General features: G+C 66.3%; 20 protein-coding genes. 11 read left to right on the top strand and 9 right to left on the bottom strand.

What is annotated here, in order from left to right:
• Positions 1–116: 116 nt before the first annotated feature.
• The 7 genes from AB0310_RS10090 to dnaA all read right to left on the bottom strand — a co-directional run bounded on the left by AB0310_RS10090 (position 117) and on the right by dnaA (position 10,131).
• Complete coding sequence (locus AB0310_RS10090; protein WP_025102877.1) at positions 117–521, bottom strand: DUF3566 domain-containing protein; 405 nt, start codon at positions 519–521, stop codon at positions 117–119.
• Positions 518–3,073: a DNA gyrase subunit A gene (gene gyrA / locus AB0310_RS10085; protein WP_187662792.1), complete on the bottom strand. Its 2,556-nt coding sequence runs from the start codon at positions 3,071–3,073 to the stop codon at positions 518–520. Before gyrA ends, AB0310_RS10090 begins: the two co-directional genes overlap by 4 nt.
• 72 nt (positions 3,074–3,145) lie before the next feature.
• Positions 3,146–5,227 (bottom strand): DNA topoisomerase (ATP-hydrolyzing) subunit B, encoded by a 2,082-nt coding sequence (gene gyrB, locus AB0310_RS10080; protein ID WP_187662791.1) that lies wholly within the window; start codon positions 5,225–5,227, stop codon positions 3,146–3,148.
• Positions 5,228–5,345: 118 nt separating this feature from the next.
• Entirely contained in the window at positions 5,346–5,855 is a 510-nt protein-coding gene (locus AB0310_RS10075) for a DciA family protein (RefSeq protein WP_366237154.1), read from the bottom strand.
• Positions 5,848–7,062: a DNA replication/repair protein RecF gene (gene recF, locus AB0310_RS10070; RefSeq protein WP_280567582.1), complete on the bottom strand. Its 1,215-nt coding sequence runs from the start codon at positions 7,060–7,062 to the stop codon at positions 5,848–5,850. The genes AB0310_RS10075 and recF overlap by 8 nt, the downstream gene beginning before the upstream one ends.
• Before the next feature lie 49 nt (positions 7,063–7,111).
• The gene (dnaN, locus tag AB0310_RS10065; RefSeq protein WP_259954814.1) at positions 7,112–8,254 is read right to left on the bottom strand and encodes a DNA polymerase III subunit beta; all 1,143 of its coding nucleotides are present in this window, start codon (positions 8,252–8,254) and stop codon (positions 7,112–7,114) included.
• Between the two features lie 485 nt (positions 8,255–8,739).
• On the bottom strand, positions 8,740–10,131 hold the full coding sequence (gene dnaA, locus AB0310_RS10060; RefSeq protein WP_187662787.1) for a chromosomal replication initiator protein DnaA: 1,392 nt from the start codon (positions 10,129–10,131) through the stop codon (positions 8,740–8,742).
• A gap of 314 nt (positions 10,132–10,445) precedes the next feature.
• Here dnaA and rpmH point away from each other — a divergent pair, with 314 nt between their 5' ends.
• The 11 genes from rpmH (at position 10,446) to AB0310_RS10005 (ending at position 20,943) form a co-directional block, all read left to right on the top strand.
• A complete protein-coding gene (gene rpmH / locus AB0310_RS10055) occupies positions 10,446–10,583 on the top strand; it encodes a 50S ribosomal protein L34 (RefSeq protein ID WP_022879826.1) in 138 nt (45 codons plus the stop codon).
• Between the two features lie 6 nt (positions 10,584–10,589).
• Positions 10,590–10,940, top strand: a complete 351-nt coding sequence (rnpA, locus tag AB0310_RS10050; protein ID WP_187662786.1) for a ribonuclease P protein component — start codon at positions 10,590–10,592, stop codon at positions 10,938–10,940.
• A complete protein-coding gene (yidD, locus tag AB0310_RS10045; protein ID WP_062637723.1) occupies positions 10,937–11,287 on the top strand; it encodes a membrane protein insertion efficiency factor YidD in 351 nt (116 codons plus the stop codon). Before rnpA ends, yidD begins: the two co-directional genes overlap by 4 nt.
• Before the next feature lie 3 nt (positions 11,288–11,290).
• A complete protein-coding gene (yidC, locus tag AB0310_RS10040) occupies positions 11,291–12,361 on the top strand; it encodes a membrane protein insertase YidC (protein WP_366237153.1) in 1,071 nt (356 codons plus the stop codon).
• On the top strand, positions 12,358–12,849 hold the full coding sequence (locus tag AB0310_RS10035) for a Jag family protein (protein ID WP_187662783.1): 492 nt from the start codon (positions 12,358–12,360) through the stop codon (positions 12,847–12,849). The genes yidC and AB0310_RS10035 overlap by 4 nt, the downstream gene beginning before the upstream one ends.
• Before the next feature lie 24 nt (positions 12,850–12,873).
• Positions 12,874–13,521 carry a 16S rRNA (guanine(527)-N(7))-methyltransferase RsmG gene (gene rsmG, locus AB0310_RS10030; protein ID WP_280567620.1) on the top strand — a complete coding sequence of 216 codons (648 nt, stop codon included), beginning with the start codon at positions 12,874–12,876 and terminating at the stop codon, positions 13,519–13,521.
• Positions 13,522–16,710: 3,189 nt separating this feature from the next.
• Positions 16,711–17,583, top strand: a complete 873-nt coding sequence (locus AB0310_RS10025) for a ParA family protein (RefSeq protein ID WP_315636775.1) — start codon at positions 16,711–16,713, stop codon at positions 17,581–17,583.
• Positions 17,583–18,557, top strand: coding sequence for a ParB/RepB/Spo0J family partition protein (locus tag AB0310_RS10020; protein WP_363446041.1), 975 nt, complete (start codon positions 17,583–17,585; stop codon positions 18,555–18,557). The genes AB0310_RS10025 and AB0310_RS10020 overlap by 1 nt, the downstream gene beginning before the upstream one ends.
• A gap of 61 nt (positions 18,558–18,618) precedes the next feature.
• Positions 18,619–20,067, top strand: a complete 1,449-nt coding sequence (locus tag AB0310_RS10015; protein ID WP_187662780.1) for a sugar porter family MFS transporter — start codon at positions 18,619–18,621, stop codon at positions 20,065–20,067.
• Positions 20,068–20,076: 9 nt separating this feature from the next.
• Positions 20,077–20,412, top strand: coding sequence for a hypothetical protein (locus AB0310_RS10010; protein ID WP_025102860.1), 336 nt, complete (start codon positions 20,077–20,079; stop codon positions 20,410–20,412).
• Positions 20,413–20,418: 6 nt separating this feature from the next.
• Positions 20,419–20,943, top strand: a complete 525-nt coding sequence (locus AB0310_RS10005) for a GrpB family protein (RefSeq protein WP_366237152.1) — start codon at positions 20,419–20,421, stop codon at positions 20,941–20,943.
• 71 nt (positions 20,944–21,014) lie between these two features.
• Here the strand turns inward: AB0310_RS10005 and trxA are convergent, their stop codons facing one another.
• Entirely contained in the window at positions 21,015–21,338 is a 324-nt protein-coding gene (gene trxA, locus AB0310_RS10000; RefSeq protein WP_025102859.1) for a thioredoxin, read from the bottom strand.
• 68 nt (positions 21,339–21,406) lie between these two features.
• Positions 21,407–22,381, bottom strand: coding sequence for a thioredoxin-disulfide reductase (gene trxB, locus AB0310_RS09995; protein ID WP_187662777.1), 975 nt, complete (start codon positions 22,379–22,381; stop codon positions 21,407–21,409).
• Positions 22,382–22,401 lie beyond the last annotated feature (20 nt).

Genomic DNA, 22,401 nt, shown 5'->3' with positions numbered 1-22,401 from the left:
GACACTCCCGTTCGGGTTTTCCCTACCCCCACCCGCCGAGACCCCGCCCTATCGCCGAAACCCCGGCCTGCATTGCTGCGCAGGCCGGGGTTTCGGCGGAAAGACGGGGTTTCGGGTCAGTTCGACATGAAGCCGACGAGCAACCCGCCCGTGACCTTCACGGCCAGGTTGTAGATGCCCGCGACGACGGCGCCGAGCACCGTGAACACGATGAGGTTGAGGATCGCGACAACCGCCGCGAACGCCATGACCTGCGGCAGCCCCACGAGCTCGGACAGCGGGATCGCGCCGTCGGTGAAGCTCCGCACGAACTCGTCGGCCGTGGACATGATGCCGGTCGCCTGCAGCACGAGGAAGATCAGGAAGAACGACACCATCGTGACGACGGCCAGAGCGACCGCTCCCAGGAACGAGAGCTTCACCGCGGACCAGAAGTCGACGTAGACGAGCCGCAGCCGGACCTGCTTGCCACCGGTCTTGCGTGTCGACTTCTTCGCCAGCTTGTCAGCCACTGTGCTCATGCGTCTGTATCCTCGGGTGTCTCAGTCGTCTGGGGGGCCTCGGCGTCGGCATCCGGCTCGGTCTCCTCTTCGGTGAGACCACGTTCGCCGTTCCGGGCGATGGCGAGGATGCGGTCGGCCTCCGTCGTGCGGGCGAACACCACTCCCATGGTGTCGCGACCCTTGGCGGGGACCTCGGCCACGGCAGAGCGTACCACCTTGCCGCTGGACAGAACCACCAAGACCTCGTCGTCCTCGGACACGATCAGACCACCCGCGAGAGTGCCCCGATCGTCGTTCAACTTGGCGACCTTGATGCCGTATCCGCCACGCCCCTGGACGCGGTATTCCTCGACGGCGGTGCGCTTCGCATAGCCCCCGTCGGTGACCACGAAGACGTACTTCCCGGGTGCGGCGACGGAGGCGGACAGCAGGCTGTCACCCTCACGGAACTTCATGCCCTTCACCCCGGCGGTGGCACGGCCCATGGGGCGCAACGCCTCGTCGGTCGCCTGGAATCGCACCGACATGCCCCGGCGGCTGATGAGCAGGATGTCGTCCTCGGCGTTGACGAGGAGGGCGCTGACCAGCTCGTCCTCGTCGTTCAGACGGATCGCGATCACGCCGCCCTGGCGGTTCGTGTCGTAGTTGTCCAGACGGGTCTTCTTGACCAGGCCCTCGCGCGTGGCGAGGACGAGGTAGTCCGCCACCGCGTAGTCGCGGATGTCGAGGACCTGCGCGATGCTCTCGTCCGGCTGCAGCGCGAGGAGGTTCGCGACATGGGTGCCCTTCGCGTCGCGCCCTGCTTCCGGCACCTCGTACGTCTTCGCGCGGTAGACCCGGCCCTTGTCGGTGAAGAACAGCAGCCAGTGATGCGTCGTCGTGACGAAGAAGTGCTCGACGATGTCGTCCGCGCGCAGCTGGGCGCCCTTGACACCCTTGCCGCCGCGGTGCTGCGAGCGGTAGTTGTCGCTGCGCGTGCGCTTGATGTAGCCCTCGCGCGTGACGGTGACGACCATCTCCTCCTCGGCGATGAGGTCTTCCATCGACACGTCGCCGTCGAAGCCGTGCAGGATGTGCGTCCGCCGCTCGTCGCCGAACCGCTCGACGATGCCCGTCAACTCCTCGCGGATGATCGAGCGCTGGCGGCCCTCGTCGGCCAGGATCGCCTTGTAGTCGGTGATCTGAGCCTCGAGCTCGTTGGCCTGATCGATGATCTTCTGACGCTCGAGAGCGGCGAGTCGACGCAGCTGCATCTGCAGGATCGCGTCGGCCTGGATCTCGTCGATGTCGAGGAGCTTCTGCAGTCCCTCGTTCGCATCCGCGGTGGTCTGCGAACGACGGATCAGGGCGATGACCTCGTCGAGCGCGTCGAGCGCCTTCAGGTAGCCGCGCAGGATGTGCATGCGCTTCTCGGCTTCGCGGAGGCGGAACTCCGTGCGCCGGACGATCACATCGATCTGGTGAGCGATCCAGTGCGAGATGAAGCCGTCGATCGCGAGCGTCCGGGGGACACCGTCGACGATCGCGAGCATGTTCGCGCCGAAGTTCTCTTGCAGCTGCGTGTGCTTGTACAGGTTGTTCAGCACGACCTTCGCGACCGCATCGCGCTTGAGCACCACGACCAGGCGCTGACCGGTGCGGTCCGACGACTCGTCACGGATGTCGGCGATGCCGGTGATCTTGCCGTCACGGGCGAGGTCGCCGATCTTCACCGCCACGTTGTCGGGGTTGACCTGGTAGGGCAGCTCGGTGATGACGAGGCAGGTGCGACCCTGGATCTCCTCCACGTTGACGACTGCGCGCATCGTGATCGAGCCGCGACCCGTGCGGTACGCCTCGTGGATGCCCTTGGTGCCGAGGATCTGCGCGCCGGTCGGGAAGTCCGGGCCCGGAATGCGCTGGATCAGACCCTCGAGCAGTTCCTCGCGCGAGACCCCGGGGTTGTCGAGAGCCCAGAGCGCCGCGTCGGACACCTCGCGCAGATTGTGCGGCGGGATGTTGGTCGCCATCCCGACCGCGATGCCGACCGAGCCGTTGACGAGCAGGTTCGGGAAGCGGGCGGGCAGGACCGTGGGCTCCTGCGTCTGACCGTCGTAGTTGTCGGTGAAGTCGACGGTGTCTTCCTCGATGTCGCGCACCATCTCGAGCGCGAGCTGAGCCATCTTCGTCTCGGTGTATCGCGGGGCTGCGGCACCCATGTTGCCCGGGGAGCCGAAGTTCCCCTGGCCGAGGGCAAGCGGGTACCGGAGCGACCAGGGCTGCACCAGACGGACGAGGGCGTCGTAGATCGCCGAGTCGCCGTGCGGGTGATACTGACCCATGACCTCGCCGACGACGCGGGCGCACTTGGAGAACGACTTGTCGGGGCGGAACCCACCGTCGTACATGCCGTAGATGACACGGCGGTGCACCGGCTTGAGGCCATCGCGGACGTCGGGGAGGGCGCGGCCGACGATGACCGCCATGGCGTAGTCGAGATAGCTGCGCTGCATCTCCGACTGCAGATCGACCTGGTCGATCTTGCCGTGCTCGTGACCCTCGGTGATGTCGGGGCGTTCTTCGTCAGTCATGTGTCTTTCCTGGTGGGCTGAGCTGGTCGGAGCAGCGGGTCCCGTTCGACGGACTCAGGGACCCCGCGGTGATCAGATGTCGAGGAACCGGACGTCCTTGGCGTTGCGCTGGATGAAGCTCCGACGCGATTCCACGTCCTCGCCCATCAGCACGCTGAAGATCTCGTCCGCGGCGGCGGCGTCCTCGATGGTCACCTGACGAAGCGTCCGGGTGGTGTGGTCCATCGTGGTCTCCCACAGTTCCTTGGCGTTCATCTCGCCGAGACCCTTGTAGCGCTGGATGCCCGCGTCCTTGGGGATGCGCTTCCCGTTCTCCAGGCCGTAGGCCAGCAGCGCATCGCGCTCGGCGTCGCTGAACACGTACTCGTGTGCCGCGTTCGACCACTTGAGGCGGTAGAGCGGCGGCATCGCGAGGTACACGAAGCCGGCCTCGATGAGTCCGCGCATGTAACGGAACAGCAGGGTGAGCAGCAGGGTGGTGATGTGCTGACCGTCGACGTCGGCATCGGCCATCAGCACGATCTTGTGATACCGGGCCTTCTCGATGTCGAACTCCTCGCCGATGCCCGTGCCGAAGGCCTGGATCATCGCCTGGACTTCCTTGTTGCCGAGCGCCTTGTCGAGACGCGCGCGCTCGACGTTGAGGATCTTGCCGCGCAGCGCCAGGATCGCCTGCGTGTGCGGGTCCCGACCCTGCACCGCCGAACCGCCGGCCGAGTCGCCCTCCACGAGGAAGATCTCGCTGATCGACGGGTCCTTGCTCGTGCAGTCCTTGAGCTTGTCGGGCATCGCCGCGGACTCGAACACGCTCTTGCGACGCGCGGTCTCGCGTGCCTTGCGCGCGGCGAGGCGTGCCGTCGCCGCGTCGATGGCCTTGCGGATGACGTTCTTCGCCTGGTTCGGGTTGCGCTCGAACCAGTCGCCGAGCTGATCGCCGACGACCTTCTGCACGAAGGCCTTCGCCTCGGTGTTGCCGAGCTTCGTCTTGGTCTGACCCTCGAACTGGGGCTCGCCGAGCTTGATCGAGATGACGGCGGTCAGCCCCTCGCGCACGTCGTCTCCGGAGAGGTTGTCGTCCTTCTCCTTGAGGAGGTTGTTCGCACGGGCATAGCGGTTGACGAGCGTGGTGAGCGCCGCCCGGAAGCCCTCCTCGTGCGTGCCACCCTCGTGCGTGTTGATGGTGTTGGCGTAGGTGAACACGTTCTCCGTGTACGACGTCGTCCACTGCATCGCGACCTCGAGCGAGATCTTGCGCGCCGTGTCCTCGGACTCGAAGGCGATGATCTCCTCGTTGACGACCTCGGCGTGGCGCACCTTGTTCAGGTACTCGACGTAGTCGACGAGACCGCGCTCGTAGAAGAAGACGTCGCCCGGCTGCTTCGTGACGGCCTGGCCGTCTTCCTCGGTCTCGTACGCCGACTCCGGCCGCTCGTCGGACAGCTCGATGCGCAGTCCCTTGTTGAGGAACGCCATCTGCTGGAACCGGGTGCGGAGCGTGTCGTAGTCGAACTCGACGGTCTCCTGGAAGATCTCCGCGTCCGGCCAGAACGTGATGCTGGTCCCGGTCTCCTCGGTGGCCTCGCCCTTCTCGAGCTTCTGCTGCGGGACGCCGCCGTCGGCGAAGCTGTGCCGCCAGACGAAGCCCTTCTGCTTGACCTCCACGTCGAAGCGGGTCGACAGGGCGTTCACCACCGAGGATCCGACGCCGTGCAGACCGCCGGAGACGGCGTAGGCGCCGCCACCGAACTTGCCGCCCGCGTGCAGGATCGTGAGCACGACCTCGACGGTCGACTTCGAGGGGTCCGACGAGTGCGGGTCGACGGGGATACCGCGACCGTTGTCGACCACGCGCACGCCGCCGTCGGCGAGGAGGGTGACGAAGATCGTGTCGGCATACCCGGCCAGCGCTTCGTCCACCGAGTTGTCGACGATCTCGTAGACGAGGTGGTGCAGTCCGCGGGGACCGGTCGAGCCGATGTACATGCCGGGTCGCTTGCGGACCGCTTCGAGTCCTTCGAGGATCTGGATCGAGTCGGCGCCGTACTCACCGGGCTGCTGCTTCTTCGGTGCGGGTGCCGCCGATCCTCCGGCCTGTGAGCCCGACGAAGCGTCGTTGTTCGGTTCCGTCTCGTCAGCAGGGGATTCAGGCGTCATCAGAGGGCATTCTCCAGATCGATATCTCGAACTCCCATTCTAGCCGGGTTTCGAGTCGAAATGCCGCTCAACGGCCGCGTGTGGCCCTCTGAGCGTTTCGGACCCCTTGCATGGTGCCCTACCCGTAGGTATCGCGCGGGCCCCGCCCTGGAACGGCTCTGGGACCCCATTTCCACGAGGGGACGTCCGGTCCGATGAAGCGGAGGTTCTCCACTCCCGCCTCCGGGTACCGTCGTCCGATCTCCGTGAGGATCGTCGCGCGCATGAACTGGAGGTTCTTCGCCCACGCGGTGGAATCGCACTTGACGGTGAGCAGTCCGCGCTCGAGAGACACCGGCTCCGAGTGCTTCGCGGTGTCCGCCCCCGCGAGGTCAGCCCACTGGCGGACGAGGTCCTCCCGGGCGAGCGTCGTCTCCCAGCCGGATTCGCGGCTGAGCGTGTTGAGGACGGCGCCGAGGCTTCCCGGATCGCGGCCGGGCGTGAACGGCGCGTTGTCGTCGTCGACGGAGATCCGCCTTTTGCGCTTCCAGTTCTTGGCGCTCGGCTTGAGTCCCCGCAGTCGCAGGTAGGTGGCGACGGTCTCGGGAGCCTCCGCCGAGGCCGCGCTGTCGGTGACCACGTCAGTCATTCGGCGCACCGCCCTCTCCCTGCAGCCGGTCCCGCTCATCGGTGATGGTCCCCGCCGTGATGCGGACGACGTGAGCATGGAGCACGTCGGGGATATCCTCCTCCACCGCGGCCGTGACCACCACCTGCTCGTAGCCCGCGGTGAGCGCGGCGAGCCGCTGCCGCCGATCGGCGTCCAGCTCCGCGAAGACGTCGTCGAGGATCAGTACCGGGTCGCCGGCCGGGGACTCGCTGCGGAGCAGCTCGGCGGACGCTAGTCGCAGGGCGAGTGCGACCGACCAGGACTCGCCGTGGGAGGCGTACCCCTTCACCGGCAGGTCCCGGACCCGCAGCACCAGGTCGTCCCGATGGGGTCCGGTGAGGGTGAGGCCGCGGTCGAGTTCGTTCGAGCGTTTCGCCGCGAGAGAGGCGCGGAACATCTCGGCGATGCGACGGGCGTCCCCGCGCACGTCGTCGACGGGAGCGGCACCGTCCGCGTCATCGCGGTCGTCGTCATCCTCGGGATCGCTGCCGGCGACCGACAGCGCCCAGTCGAGCCGGGGACGGTGGTCCGCGCCGGCGATCGCCGCGTATGCATCGGCGACGGGCTGCTGCAGATCGGACGCCAGCCGCTGCCGTGCCGTGATGATCTCGGATCCGAGGGAGACGAGCTTGTCGTCCCAGACGTCGAGGGTGCTCAGCGCTTCACCGCGGATGCCCCGTGCCCGCGCCGACTTGAGCAGGGCGTTGCGCTGCTTGAGCACGCGGTCGTAGTCACCCAGCACGGCGGCGAGTCGCGGGGTGCGCTGGATGAGGAGCTGGTCGGCGAACCGGCGGCGGGCCGAGGGGTCGCCCCGCACGATCTGGAGATCCTCCGGCGCGAACAGCACGACATGTGCGTAGCGGGGGAGCTCGTTCGTCTTCGACGGGGAGCCGTTGATCCGCGCCTTGTTCGACCCCTGGCGATTGAGCTGCACCTCGACGAGCACGCGTCGCTCACCGTGCGCGAGCCGGGCCCGGATGACGGCGAACTCCTGCCCGTCCCGCACCATCGGCGCGTCCGAGGACACCCGATGCGATCCCAGCGTCGCGAGGAACACCACCGCCTCCGCGAGGTTCGTCTTGCCTTGGCCGTTCCGCCCGACGAGGACGTTCGGCCCGCGGTGCAAGGCGAGTTCCGCGGTCGCGTAATTGCGGAAATCGACCAGGCTGAGATGCTCCACAATCACGGAGCCAGCCTACCTTCCGGGTCGGACACTCCCTCGGGGCCGGGGGTGCTCAGCGCAGGAGGAGGTTGGGCTGGAGGAGGTACTTGAACGAGTCCAGACCGGCCTGGTCGACCGACGTCTGACTGGTGATGAGGACCGGGCTCAGCTTGTTGGCGTTGTCGCTGGAGGTGAAGGTCACCCGCACGAACTCGCTCTTGACCGCACCGAGGGCTTCGATGAGGTACTGCGGGTTGAGACCCAGCGTCACCTCGTCGCCGCCGGAGAGGATCGCGTCGACCGACTCGGACGCGCGGGCGTGCTCGCTGCCCGATGCATCCATCGTGACGCTGTCGGTCGAGAACGTGAAACGCAGTGGCGCCGCGCGGTCGAGCACGAGGGAGACACGGCGGACGGCCTCGATGAGATCGGCCGTGTTGACGACGGCGTAGTGGTCGGTCTGCTCGGGGAAGAGGCGGCGGACCGGGGGGAAGTTGCCCTTGATGAGCAGCGACGTCACGGTCTTGTTGCCGGCGGTGAAGGCGATGATCTCGCGATCCCCGGCACCCGAGAAGGCGATCTGGATCGTGCCGGCGTGTCCGAACGTCTTGCCGACCTCGACGAGGGTGCGGGCGGGAACGAGTGCGGTGGCCTCGACGGCCTCGCCGTCCCAGGGCACGTCGCGGAGCGAGACCCGGTAGCGGTCGGTGGCGACGAGGCTGAGCGTCTGTCCGGTGACCTCGAGCTGGACACCCGTCAGCACGGGAGTCACGTCGTCACGGGACGCGGCGAAGCCGACCTGCGCGATCGCCGTGCCGAAATCGTCGGCCGGGACGACGCCGGAGGATCCGGACACCTCGGGAATGGACGGGTATTCCTCGACCGGCATGGCCGCGAGGGTGAAGCGAGCCGAGCCACAGGTCACGGCGATTCCGCCGTCATCCTCGACGGCGATCTCGATGGGAGCGTTCGGGAGGCGGCTCGCGATGTCGGAGAGCAGCCGCCCGTGGACGAGGATCGTGCCCGGTGTCTCGACCGTCGCCTCGATGGTCGTCCGTGCGGATGCTTCGTAGTCGAAGGCCGAGAGGGTGAGTCCGGAGCCGTCCGCCTCGATCAGGACACCGGCGAGGATCGGCTGTGGATTGCGCTGGGGCAGCAGCTTGACGACGAAGGACACAGCCTCGCTGAAGACATCGCGGTTGACCTGAAACCTCACGGGTGCTCCCTTGTCGTCGAACATGACGGGTCGTCGTCGGGTCCTGCCACTGCAGGGAATCCCATGCTAGCCCCACAGTCCTGCGGTTCCCTACGCCGGAGGACTTGTCATGCCGCCGCCGGTTCTCCCCACCGTCTGGTGATCGGATCGCACCCTGAATGACTTAACTCCTTAACGGTGTTAACACCTGTGGATACTGTGGATAAGTCGGTGGAAAGCAGGCGCGAGTAGGGAACTACACTCGTGTCACTTGTGGAGACCCTGAGGAATCCGCGGGTGGACAGGGGTCGGTCGTCGTTTCGCCGTCCCGGGGTTATCCACAGGTTTCCCCGATCGCCCCACATTCGAGACGGCGCGTTCCACGTTCATCCACAAGTTATCCACATGTGCATAGACGCATCTATCCGGCGGGTGCATGTCGCCGAAACGCCGAGAGGGACGCCGTCCGGTGTCGGATGCGGCGTCCCTCTCGTGGGTGCAGGTCGTCAGCGACGACCGAGCTGCGTGGTGATCTCGGTCACCTGGTTGTAGATCGAGCGACGCTCCTTCATGAGTTCGCTGATCTTCTTGTAGGCGTACATGACCGTCGTGTGGTCCCGGTTGCCGAAGAGCTGACCGATCTTGGGGAGGGAGAGGCTGGTGCGCTCACGGCAGAGGTACATGGCGATCTGCCGTGCGGTGGCGATCTGCTGCGAACGGCTGGAGCCATAGAGGTCGTCGACGGTGAGCTTGAAGTACTGCGCGGTCGCGGTGATGATGTCGGTCGGCGAGATGATGTTGTCCTCGGCCGTGTCGATGATGTCCCGCAGCACGGTCTGAGCCAGGGAGATGTCGAGGGCAGAGCGGTTCAGGCTCGCGAACGCGGAGACGCGGATGAGTGCACCCTCCAGCTCGCGGATGTTCGAGGACACGACCGTGGCGATGTACTCGAGCACCTCGTCCGGGATGTGGAGGGCCTCGCTCTGCGCCTTCTTCCGCAGGATGGCGATACGGGTCTCGAGGTCGGGCGCCTGCACGTCGGTGATGAGGCCCCACTCGAACCGGCTGCGCATGCGGTCCTCGAAGCCGGTCAGGTGCTTCGGTGCGACATCGCTGGTGATGACGACCTGCTTGTTGTGGTCGTGCAGCGTGTTGAACGTGTGGAAGAACGCCTCCTGCGTCTCCGCCCGTCCTTGGAGGAACTGGATGTCGTCGATGAGGAGGATGTCCACGTCGCGGTACCGCGCTTGGAACGCGGCGCCGCGGTTGTTGGCGATGGAGTTGATGAAGTCGTTCGTGAACTCCTCGCTCGATACGTACCGCACCTTCACCCCGGCGTAGAGGGACTGCGCGTAGTCACCGATGGCGTGGAGGAGGTGTGTCTTGCCCAGTCCGGAGTCGCCGTAGATGAAGAGCGGGTTGTAGGCCTTGGCCGGAGCCTCGGCCACGGCCACGGCGGCCGCGTGGGCGAACCGGTTGGACTGGCCGATCACGAAGTTGTCGAAGGTGTACTTCGGGTTGAGGCGGGACTCGTGGCGCAGCGCCGTCGGCTGCTCCATCGGCGACTCGGCGCGCACCGGCTCCTGGCGACCGAAGTCGGCGACCGCGATGGGGGCCGTGGGCTGGTCCGCGAGTTCGTGGTTCACGACCACCCGGTAGGACGTGACCTCTTCGCCGACGTGAGCGAGGGCCTCCATGATGGGCAGGCGGAGGCGCTTGTTGATCTGGGCGGCGGTGAGGTCGTTCGGCACCTCGAGGTACAGGGTCGCCGACATCACCCCGGCCGGCACCGCGAGGCTCAGGAAGCCCTGGAGCTGCGGCGTGACCCGATCGTCGGCTTCCAGCAGCTCCTGCACCGTGGTCCAGATCGGGACTTCGGGCTGGGCTGGTGAGGACATGGTGCTCCGGACGACGGATCGGGTCGGGGTCGACGTGCCGTTCCCCTGTGGATAACTTCGGATGCCACGGTAGTCACACCGGCTCGGAACGGCAACCTGCCCTTGAAAACACGCGGGCGTGTTGGATGTGGCGGATGCGCTCGGCTTGTGGATAATGGCTGTGCGGTACGCATGGGATGACAAGCGGTACAGGTCGCAGATTTGCCCTGTCCGCCGCCAAGACGTACCCTTAGTCGGTTGACTTATGCCTGTTTGGCAGTTCCCTATGTCTCCGGTCGAAGTGAATCCGGTGACAGCATTCCCGGAGTGATCTCATGAGCAAGCGCACCTTCCAGCCCAACAACCGTCGTCGCGCCAAGAAGCACGGCTTCCGTGCCCGCATGCGTACCCGCGCCGGCCGTGCCATCCTCTCGGCACGCCGCGCGAAGGGCCGTACCGAGCTCTCCGCGTAATCAGCTGTGCTCGCCCGCCCGTTCCGTTTGACCCGCGGGAGCGACTACCGACTGGTCGTTCGACGCGGATCGCGTTGTGGCGGGGCCCGCGTCCTCACCTCCATGCTGGCGACGGGCGAGAGCAGGGCCGCGCGGTTCGGCTTCATCATCAGCAAGCAGGTGGGCACGGCCGTGGTGCGCAACACCGTCCGTCGGCGACTCAAAGCCGTCTGTGCGGAGGCGCTCCCGCGTGTTCCTCAGGGCACGGATGTCGTCATCCGTGCCCTTCCTGCGTCCGCGACCGCCTCCTACGCGGAGCTTCGCAGCGATGTGCATCGTTGCCTGGCGCGGCTCGCACCGGCCGAGGCCGCCTCATGACCGCGTTGCCGGCCTCGTCGGTGGGGACGGGGGAGATGCACGGGCGCGACGTGCTTCGCAGCATCCCGCTCCTGCCGCGCAACGCCGTGCTCGCCTTCCTGGCGGGGTACCGCAAGGTGGTCTCGCCGATGTACGGGGACGTGTGTGCGTACTACCCCTCCTGTTCCGCCTACGCTGTAGGTGCGGTGCAGCAGCACGGCGCCGTGCGGGGGGCTCTGCTCTCGGCGTGGCGCATCCTCCGCTGCAATCCCTGGTCTCGCGGAGGCGTCGACGACGTCACACCGCACCGACACTTCCGCTACGACCTGACCGCACACGGTTTCGTCGTCCCCTCCCGAAAGGACTGATCGGTGGGTCTTGACCTTCTGTTCGCCAGTGCCACCCCCAGCCCGGAGCCGGCATCCGGCGGATTCGACCTGCTCGGCACGATCCTGTGGCCGCTGAAGTGGGTCGTCGAGCTCATCCTCGTCGCCTGGCACTGGCTTCTCACGGCGGTCGGCCTTCCTGCCGCCTCGGGCATCACCTGGGTCCTCTCGATCGTCGGCCTCGTGATCGTGGTCCGTGCAGCGCTCATCCCGCTGTTCGTGAAGCAGATCAAGAGCCAGCGCAAGATGATGGAAATCGCTCCTGAACTGCGGAAAGTTCAGGAGAAGTACCGCGGCAAGAAGGATCAGCTCTCTCGTGAGGCGATGAGCCGCGAGACGATGGCGCTGTACAAGAAGCACGGCACGACGCCGATGTCGAGCTGTCTGCCGTTGCTCGTGCAGATGCCGATCTTCTTCTCGCTCTACAGCGTGCTGAGCGACGTCAGCAAGCACGCCCGCGACAACGTCGGTGGCGTCGGCCTGCTGAGCCCGGAGCTCACGAAGGAGTTCTACGACGCGAAGCTCTTCGGCGTCGCTTCGCTGCACGAGACGCTGGGCAACGCCATCGATGCCCAGAACGTCACTGCGATCATCATCCTCGTCACCCTGGTCGTCCTGATGATCGCGTCGCAGTTCTTCACCCAGCTGCAGATCATCTCGAAGAACCTCTCGCCGGAGGCCAAGACCGGCCAGGCGTACCAGATGCAGAAGATCATGCTCTACGTGCTGCCGCTGGGCTTCATCTTCTCCGGTGTCTTCTTCCCGCTCGGTGTCGTCGTGTACTGGTTCATCTCGAACCTTTGGACCATGGGCCAGCAGTTCCTCGTCATCCGTGAGATGCCCACCCCGGGCTCGGAGGCGGCGAAGGCGCGCGAAGAGCGTCTGGCGCGTAAGGGCAAGGCCATCGATTCCTCGGGCAAGGTCGTGCCGATGTCGGTGTACGAGGCAGAGCAGCAGCGTCTGCTGGAGCAGGCCGAGAAGGCGAAGGCTGAGGCACCGAAGCGACAGCAGCCGGTCGGCAAGAAGCGCGCGAAGAAGAAGGGGAACCCGTCATGAGTGAGGTCGTGACCGGGAGCACCGAGCCCACTGTGGCGCAGCTCGAGAACGAAGGCGATGTCGCCGCGGATTACCTCGAGGAGCTGCTCGACATCGCCGACATCGACGGCGACCTGAACCTCGATGTCCGGCAGGGGCGTGCCTACGTCTCGGTCGAGGCCGAGGGTGACGGCCTCGCGCTGCTCTCCGCTCCGGACACGGTGCAGGCGCTGCAGGAGCTCACGCGTCTCGCCGTGCAGAACAAGACTGGCTCGTTCTCGCGTCTCATCCTCGACATCGGAGGATCCCGCGACACGCGCCGCCGGCAGCTCGTGACCCTGGTCGAGGCGGCGGCCGCCAAGCTCGATGAGGGCTCGTCGCAGGCGTCGCTGCCGGCGATGTCGAGCTACGAGCGCAAGCTGGTCCACGACATCGCTGCCGAGCGAGGGCTCGTCTCCGAGTCGTACGGCGAGGGCGCGGACCGTCACACGGTCCTGCGTCGTCACTGACGTACCGAAGGCGAGTACGGGCGGGTGTCTGAGACGAACGATTCCGGCGAGAAGACCGTCGAGCAGGAGCCGGCTGTCGCTGCCGATCTTTTCGGAGACCGCCTGGAGATCGCTCGGCGGTTCACGGACTCCCTCGCCCGTGAGGGGGAGGAGCGGGGTCTGATCGGGCCGCTCGAACTGCCCCGCCTGTGGACCCGTCACATCCTGAACAGCGCGATCGCCGCACCGCTCTTCCATGGTTCCGTGGCGGACATCGGGTCTGGGGCCGGACTGCCCGGTCTGGTGCTCGCCATCGCCCGCCCCGATGTGTCGTGGACACTGGTTGAGCCGATGGAGCGTCGGATCAACTGGTTGACGGAGCAGGTGAACGATCTCGAGCTCTCGAACGTCACCATCCTCCGGGCGCGTGCGGAGGACGTCCGTGCGAAGGGTGCCTTCGACGTCGTCACGGCTCGCGCGGTGAGCGCGCTGCGTACCTTGATTCCACTGACGGCTCCGCTGGTGCGCGATGGTGGTGAACTCACCCTCTTGAAGGGCATGAACGCCGCGAACGAGATCGAGGCGGCGCGGAAGCAGATCGCGAAGTTCACACTCTCCGACGTTCGCGTCGAGGTTCTGGGCGAGGGACTGCTTCCCGAGACGACCCGGGTCGTCCGTGCCCACGTGCGCTGAGGACCTTGTCGTTTCACGTGAAACACTGCCGTCAGAGTGTCCTTCTTTAGCGGGCACTACCCCTTGATCGACTGATCCGAAGAGGTTGTGCCCGCTCACGGATGGGGTCCGCCCGGACAGGCCATGTTTCACGTGAAACAACAACGAGTCTCGGGGCAGTGCGGTAGGACGCTACTCTCGGCTCCGAAGGCGCTGAGTCGGGAATCGCGTTCACTGGGTGCTTCGGCGACGCCGGTGTCCAGGTTTCTCCAGTTACGGTGAACCTGAATCGGCGACCGACCTCTGTCTGACACGGTTGTCGGGAGCGCTGGGTTCGGCGGCGTGAAGGTTCATCCATCGCGGGAGCATCTTCACCGAGGCGGTCAGAGGCGAGTATCACGTCTCCGGAGGCCGGCCTCGGAGGAGGGAATCGGTAGGCGCCGCCACGCAACTCCTTGGCATCGAAGCTGTGGACGGGCGTACTCATCAACGTCTCCGAGTCTTTTCGGAAAGCGCGTGGGGAGACCGGTGGGGCACCCACCGATCGAGCCAAGGAGCGTGGGGCGCTGCCCCCGGGGCGGTCCGTAGGTCAGAAGTGATGGTCTCCGGCGACGTCATCGGACGCACTGCTCGTTGAGTGCCCTTCTGCTCGACACTGATACCTGCCCGTGCTGGTGGGTCAGCGGGCGGGGTGTGCTGTCTTTACGGTGCGGCGTGGTGGGCTGCGGATCGCAGAACCTCCCGTGGGTTAGACGCAGGAGGTGGGATCGTGGTCGGCGTGGTCACATTAGACACACAACTGTTTCACGTGAAACGTCGCGCGATTCGCTTCGACGAGTTATCGCACGCGCGTACGTCGTTCGCTGACCATCTCCGACCGTTTGCCATGGCGCATTCGGTAGTGGAGGAGGTATCCCTCAGTCGCAGCGATCTTGAATGACTGTTTCACGTGAAACAGTCGGTTTCTCGGTGTGGCTCCCACGTGCCCGAGTGCCGTCTCCCGCTGAGGGGCACCGATCTTCAGCGCGTGCGCAGAGTGCAGTGACGGTGAGCGCGGCACGGGGCGAACGTGTCATGTCTCTCTGCATCGTGTGCGTACCTATGCTCATCGGTCGTCGGGGGGAGCCCTCGTCAGAGCCGACTGGGTCGTGCCGCTGGCTCCTGCAGGTCGCTGCGGCAGTGGAGGTCCCCCGCGGGGGTGTCGACAGGCAAGAAGGTCATCCGCTCGGTGAAGCTACCGCAGGGGGTGCCTCGGCCTCGTTTCCTCTGCCGTCTGAGACGGACATGGTGCCACCAGTCCTGTCAGTGACGTTCGGGGTATGCCTCGAAGCCTAGACTGGAGCCGGCGGGCGGCATTCTCGTGGGAAAGTGTGATGGTGTCGCCGGGTTCTGCGGCGGGGAGGCGGCGCGATACTTTGTCCCGTGCCTGGTCAATGACGACTCGGGGCAACCAGGCCGGGCCCTGGCATTCGATGGTGTGTCGACGTCTAAAGGCACCCGGTGAGTGGCCTTCTTCGGAGGAGTGGCCTCTGAACCTTTCTGCGGCGCTATCGGATCCCTCGTGCCTGGTCTCGAGTGTCGTCGGGGGAGACGGGGTGTAACCGGTGCAGGCCTGGTATTGGATGGGGTGTGTCCATGTGTGGAGGGGGCCGGTGAGTGCCTTGACGCGGGACTGGGCTTTGGAGCTTTTGACCGCTGCGGCAGAGGCGCTCATGCCTCGCTCGTGTTTCGTCCGGGGAATGACCCCGGACAACCGGACTGGCCTTGATGCTCAACGGTGTCCCTCGATGAGTGGGAGGGGCCCGGTGATCGGCCTTCCCGCGGAGGAGTGGGCAACGGTGTGACCGGGCGCCGCTGTGGCAGACGTGCCGCAATGCCTCCTCTCTATAGCGGTCCGCGGTGGACCTGCTGCGGCGAGCTCTGATCCTCGCTATGGACGGTGTGGACAGGAAGGGGAGTGGGCGTTTGCGCGAGAGTCGGGTGTGAACGTGCCAGGCCGCCACCGCGGGGCTACCGCTCGCGTGACGCAGATGGCTCTTGAGCGACGGTCGTTCCACACACTTCGGGCACGCATGCCGAGTGGTGTGCGTGGACGGGCGACGCCACGTCGTTCGATGGGCATCGCCGTGAAGGGAAATCCCTCCGCGCCAGAACTGCTCCCAGGCGTGCTCCGTCGTCGTGGGGCGACCCGAGCAGCGGCTGGGAACACGTGCTGCTGTGCGTGCCCGAGATGGTGAACGGATGTGAACAGGCTAGGAGGGGTTGTGTTTCACGTGAAACAGACCGCGATCGGGCGGCGGATTCACGGGAGACGAGCCGTCGCAAGGGGCGAAGGAACGGGTCAGATTGAGTATCGATGTACCCATGCGGCGCGACCCCTCGTCCACCTGCCGGCTCGGACGCGGAGGCAGCCGCGTGATGCTCCGCGAGTTCTGCGGGCAGGCAGGTCATGGAGGGGCCAGAACGACGCGACGCACCTGTCGCGAGGTCTCATGGAGCACAGGGCATGGGCACCCGGATCGGTGCTGCGCGACGCTGGCGTGCTCCCGGCCGAGGGTGCATGCATGAAGGATCCGGGCGCTCTGCAGCGGGACGCCCGGCGGAGCGATGGACTCTCGGGCGTATGCAGGGGCAACCCAGAAGGACGCGGTCGCGAATTCGCCTGACCGCGGCAGGCACCCCGCGTGGGAAGCTGCGACAAGGTACCCGAGTGAGGTGGGGAGGCGGAGGTTTGCGAGCGCGGGACTGGGCCTCGAGAAATGTGGCGTCGAACCGGACGACGCGGAGAAGCTACGCCGGACCGCCAGGCGCTCTCATCGAGGAGGGGCACGAGGTCGGCTCGCGAGCACGCTTCGGTGGAGCGGTAGGGACCCCAGTCGCGTGATTCAGACATCCGTCTCAGCAGGGGACCCCGGTGTCAGCGCTGGGGGCGTCCCTTCGCCTTTCGTCGATGGAGTTGCGCGAAGCCACCGGTGACGAAAGCCGCGTTCAGCGGGCCGTGCTGAAGCCGTCGTTTCACGTGAAACGAACCTCACCGGAGCTGACTGTCCGCGTGTATGCGGAAGTGCGCGGACGGGAAGCATCTCTGCCGCCCGGTCGTGCCTGTGATCCGACGTCGGTCGCTGCGATTAGAGTGGAACGCGGCCCCGAAAGGAGTGGATGTTTCACGTGAAACAGTCCGAGAAGGCATCGTCGAACGAATCGTTCGGGATGGACACCCCCCTCGCGCGAGAAATCGCGGATCTCTCCGTTCGTCGCCGCGCGCTCGAAGCAGTCACCGTGGAGTTCGGGGGAGACACGCGAATCCTGACGGTGTCGAACCAGAAGGGTGGCGTGGGTAAGACCACGAGCGCCGTCAACATCGCTTCGGCATTGGCTGGTCTGGGTGCGAAGGTGCTCGTCATCGACCTGGACCCTCAGGGGAACGCCTCCACGGCGCTCGGGGTGCCACACAATGCCGACACACCGAGCGTCTATGACGTCCTCATCGACGAGTTCCCGCTCGCGGAGATCGTGCAGCCCAGTCCGGAGAGCCCCAATCTCTTCTGTGCGCCGAGCACCATCCACCTCGCGGGTGCCGAGATCGAACTCGTCGCACAGGTCGCCCGGGAGCACCGACTTCGCCGCGCTCTGGAGGACTACCTCGTCGACAACCCTGTCGACTTCGTCATCATCGATTGCCCCCCATCGCTCGGACTCCTCACGATCAACGCGTTCACCGCGGCGAACGAGGTCTTCATCCCGATCCAGTGCGAGTACTACGCCCTGGAAGGCCTGAGCCAGCTGCTCGGCAGCATTCAGATGATCCAGAAGCACCTCAATCCGAGCCTCCATCTCTCGACGATCCTCCTGACGATGTTCGACGGGCGGACGCGTCTGGCGCAGCAGGTTGCGGAGGAAGTGCGCTCGCACTTCCCGTCACAGGTGTTGGACACCGTGATTCCGCGGTCCGTACGCGTATCGGAAGCCCCCAGTTTCGGCCAGACGGTCATCGCCTACGACGGTCAGTCCGCCGGAGCGATCGCCTACCGTGAGGCCGCCGTCGAGATCGCGTCGCGACAGACGCAGAGCAAGGAGAAATAATGGCGAAGCGCACTGGACTCGGCCGCGGCATCGGCGCCCTCATCCCGACGGCGGACCAGGCCGAACGTCCTGTCGACGTGTTCTTCCCGGGCGCGAAGATCGCTCCGGCACCCGAGGCTCCCTCCGCGAACACCGACGCGGCACCCGAGGCTGAGCTCGAGGCGGTGCCCGGGATCCACCTGATCCAGGTCGACCCGCAGGCGATCGTCCCCAACCCCCGCCAGCCGCGCACGCACTTCAACCCGGAGGACCTCGCGGAGCTCGTGCACAGCGTCCGCGAGTTCGGCGTGCTGCAGCCGGTGGTGGTCCGGAAGAACAGCGACGGCGAGTACGAACTCATCATGGGGGAGCGGCGCACGCGGGCTGCCCGCGAGGCCGGACTCGAGTCGATCCCGGCCATCGTCCGGGATACCGCCGATGAGGACCTGCTGCGGGACGCGCTCCTGGAGAACCTCCACCGCTCGGAGCTGAACCCGTTGGAAGAGGCATCGGCCTACCAGCAGCTCCTCGACGATTTCGGCATCACGCAGGAGGAGCTCGCCACGCGCATCGGTCGTTCCCGGCCGCAGATCAGCAACACCATCCGCCTGCTCAAGCTTCCTGTCCCCGTGCAGCAGCGGGTGGCCGCCGGTGTCCTGACCGCGGGACACGCGCGCGCGATCCTGAGCGTGGACTCGCCGGAGGCCATGCAGCGCCTGGCGGACAAGGTCGTCAACGAGGACCTCTCCGTCCGTGCCACGGAAGAGGCGGCCAAGTCGCAGCCCTCCGCGGGGAAGACTCCCAAGCCCACGCCCGGGGCACGGCGGGCGTACCTGGATGAGGTCGCCGGCAAGCTGGGGGACCGGCTCAACACCCGCGTCCGGATCGCACTGGGAGCTCGGAAAGGCCAGGTCACGATCGATTTCGCATCGATCCAGGACCTGAACCGTATTCTCGAGGAGCTCGGCGAAGAAGGGTACGGCTCCGCGCGCTGACCCCGCCCCTGGTCGGGGGTGACATAGACTCGCGTCATCTTGTCGATGCGAGGGGGATGTCATGTCCAGACCAGCTGATCCAGCGAGTATCAAGCGTCGCGTGATCGCCGTCAGTATTGCGGCGGCGCTGGGCGGATTCCTCTTCGGATTCGACACCGCGGTGATCAACGGTGCTGTCGACGCCCTGGCGGGAGATGTCTCAGGGTTCGACCTCGGCACGGGTCTCAAGGGCTTCGCTGTCTCCTCCGCCCTGATCGGCTGTGCGGTCGGCGCCTGGTTCGCCGGCCCGGTGTCGAACAAGTTCGGACGCATCCCGGTGATGGTTGTCGCCGCGGCGATGTTCTTCGTCTCGGCGATCGGCTCCGGACTCGCGTTCAGCGTCGTCGACCTCATCGTCTGGCGTGTGATCGGCGGACTCGGCGTCGGCGCGGCTTCGGTGATCGCCCCCGCCTACATTGCGGAGGTGTCTCCCGCTGCGATCCGCGGTCGTCTGGGCTCGTTGCAGCAGCTCGCCATCGTCCTCGGCATCTTCGCCGCCCTGCTGTCGGACGCCCTGCTCGCCGGCATCGCGGGGGAGGCCGACCAGCCGCTCTGGGGCCTGACCGCCTGGCGATGGATGTTCATGGTCGCGGCCATCCCCGCGCTCGTCTACGGGTTGATGTCGCTCCGGCTGCCGGAATCCCCGCGCTACCTGGTGCGCAAGGGCGAAGTGAAGCGTGCCGCGGAAGTGCTCCAGACCGTGACCGGGACGATCGATACCGAGGCGAAGATCAAGGAGATCACGGGCACGATCGACACGGAGCGCTCCGAGTCGCTGCGAGACCTGCGAGGCAGCCGTCTCGGCCTCAAGCCGATCGTGTGGGTCGGCATCCTGCTGTCGGTGTTCCAGCAGTTCGTCGGCATCAACGTGATCTTCTACTACTCCACGACACTGTGGCAGTCGGTCGGGTTCGACGAGTCCAGCGCTCTCCTGACCTCCGTCATCACCTCTGTGACCAACATCGTCGTCACGATCGTCGCGATCCTGCTCGTCGACCGGATCGGACGCCGGATCATGCTGCTCGTCGGCTCCGTCGGCATGACGGTGACCCTGGGACTCATGGCGCTCGCCTTCTCGTTCGGCACGCTGGACGCCTCGGGAACCGCGACGCTTCCCGACCCCTGGGCGACCGTCGCCCTCGTCTGCGCCAACGGCTTCGTGGTGTTCTTCGGTGCGAGCTGGGGACCGCTCGTGTGGGTCCTCCTGGGCGAGATCTTCCCGAACTCGATCCGTGCCGGTGCCCTGGCCGTGGCCGCCGCGGCGCAGTGGGTGGCGAACTTCTTCATCTCGACGACGTTCCCGGCGTTCGCCGAGATCGGCCTCACCTTCGCGTACGGCTTCTACGCGTTCTTCGCGTTGCTGTCGTTCTTCTTCGTGTTCTTCAAGGTGCCGGAGACCAAGGGCCGCGAGCTCGAGGACATGAGCGAGGATGCGAAGGTGGAGCGCCGACCCCGTCGCGCACGCGCGTAGGCTGGAGGGATGACCGAGTCCGTCCCCCGTCGCGCCAGCCTGGAAGTGCTGCGCGCCGAGGCCTCGGACGAACTCGCCGTCCTCGTCCAGGAGCGCCTGCTCGGCGGTGAGGACCCCTGGGAGTTCATGGAGGAGCTGCCCAGTGTCGACGAACTCGTCGTCTACCTGCTGCGCGCCGACAACATCGCCGCCAACGACGGGGTACGTCCCAACGCCGCGCGGCATTACCGCGTGCTGCGCCAGATCGCCCTGGAGTACCCGGAGCTCACGCCGGCCGTCTGGGGACTCCTGGACGAGAAGCAGCGCCATCGTCGCTGGGACCCTCGCATCGCCGACGCCTCCTGACGACCGATGCTCCTCGTTCCCTACGACCCGTCGTGGCCGCAGCGATTCGAGGAGTTCGCGGCATCGATCCTCGCTGCCGGGGCGGACGGCTGGTTCGTCGAGCACATCGGTTCGACGGCCATTCCCGGGATGAGCGCGAAACCGGTCATCGACCTCGCGGTGCGGGTGCAGACAGGAGAAGAGTTCGCCGCGTACCGGTCCGCGTTGGAGGCGGTGGGATGGCGCACCGGCAGCGGAATCCGCACTCATCCGGTGATGATCATGGAGGCGGCCGGGGAGCGCCTCGCCATCGCACACTTCTTCACGGCAACCGAATGGGATGACGTGCCACAGCGCCTTCTGCGGGACTGGTTGTGCGCGCACCCGGACGATGCGGAGCGATACGAACGTGTCAAGCACGACGCAGCGCGGGAGGCGGAGGAGCGGAACTCCTCCTACAACGCAGCGAAGACCGCTGTCATCCAGGAGATCGTCGACAGGGCGCGGGCAGCACGCGGGCTCGAGCCGGTGGACGTGTACGACAAGCGCTGATCACCCTGGGCTGGCCGAGCATGCGAGAAGGGCCGCGCCCGGAGGCGCGGCCCTTCTCGTGGTCGTGGGGATCAGCCGAGGAAAGCGGCGAGATCCTGCTCGAGAGCGAACTTCGGCTTGGCGCCGATGATCGTCGTCTTGACCTCTCCGCCCTGGAAGACCTTCATCGCCGGGATCGACGTGATCTGGTACTTCATGGCCAGCTCCGGGTTCTCGTCCACGTTGAGCTTGAGGATGGTGATCTTGTCGGGGTTGTCGGACTGGATTTCGTCCAGCACCGGCGCGACCATACGACACGGACCGCACCACTCGGCCCAGAAGTCCACCAGCACGGGACCATCGGCCTGCAGCACGTCCTGCTCCCAGGTCGCCTGGCTCGTTGCCTTTGCACTCATCAGAGTTCTCCTTGTTCGAGGTTCGCCTGTTGCAACAACGGGCGGGGGGAAAGTGTTCCCGGCCCTGGTCAGGCCGTGATGACCTCGGCGGCCTCGGCTGCGGGGACCTCGACGGACGCGTCCTCGAGGTCGGCGAGGAAGTGCTCGGCGTCGAGAGCCGCGATCGTGCCCGTCCCGGCGGCGGTGATGGCCTGGCGGTAGGTGGGGTCGATCACGTCACCGGCGGCGAAGACACCGGGGACCGACGTCCGCGAGGAGCGTCCGTCGACCCAGATCGTCCCCTCGGGCGTGAGCTCGAGCTTCTCGTGGACGAGGTGCGTGCGCGGGTCGTTGCCGATCGCGATGAACAGGCCGTCGAGAGGGAGGTCGCGCAGCGACCCGTCCTCCGTGGAACGCAGCTGCACGCCGGAGACGGCGGTGTCGCCCAGGATCTCGACGACCTCGCTGTTCCACACGAACTCGATCTTCTCGTTCGCGAAGGCGCGCTCCTGCATGATCTTCGAGGCGCGGAGGGAGTCCTTGCGGTGGATGACGTACACCTTGTCCGCGAAACGCGTGAGGAAGGTGGCCTCCTCCATCGCCGAGTCGCCGCCGCCGACGACCGCGATGGTCTTCTGACGGAAGAAGAAGCCGTCGCAGGTGGCGCACCAGGAGACGCCGAAACCGGAGAGACGCTCCTCGCCCGCGATCCCGAGCTTGCGGTAGGCCGAACCGGTGGCGTAGATGATCGTCTTGGCCTCGTGGGTGGCACCCGAACCGAGGGTGACCTTCTTGACGGGACCGGCGACATCGAGCTCCGTGACGTCGTCGTAGAGCACCTCGGTGCCGAACTTCTCGGCCTGCTCCTGGAACTTCGCCATGAGCTCAGGGCCCTGGATGCCCTCCGGGAAGCCGGGGTAGTTCTCCACCTCGGTCGTGTTCATGAGCTCGCCGCCGACCTCGACGGAGCTCGCGATGAGGAGCGGCTCCAGGTTCGCGCGCGCAGCGTAGATGGCAGCCGTGAATCCGGCGGGGCCGGAGCCGATGATGATGACCTGACGCATGTGATCTCCGTTAGAAAAGC

This window comes from Microbacterium meiriae, from assembly GCF_040702565.1.
GTDB classification, from domain to species: Bacteria; Actinomycetota; Actinomycetes; order Actinomycetales; family Microbacteriaceae; genus Microbacterium; species Microbacterium meiriae.
Note: the sequence above shows the minus strand (reverse complement) of the source record. Positions and strands in the feature narration are given on the sequence as shown.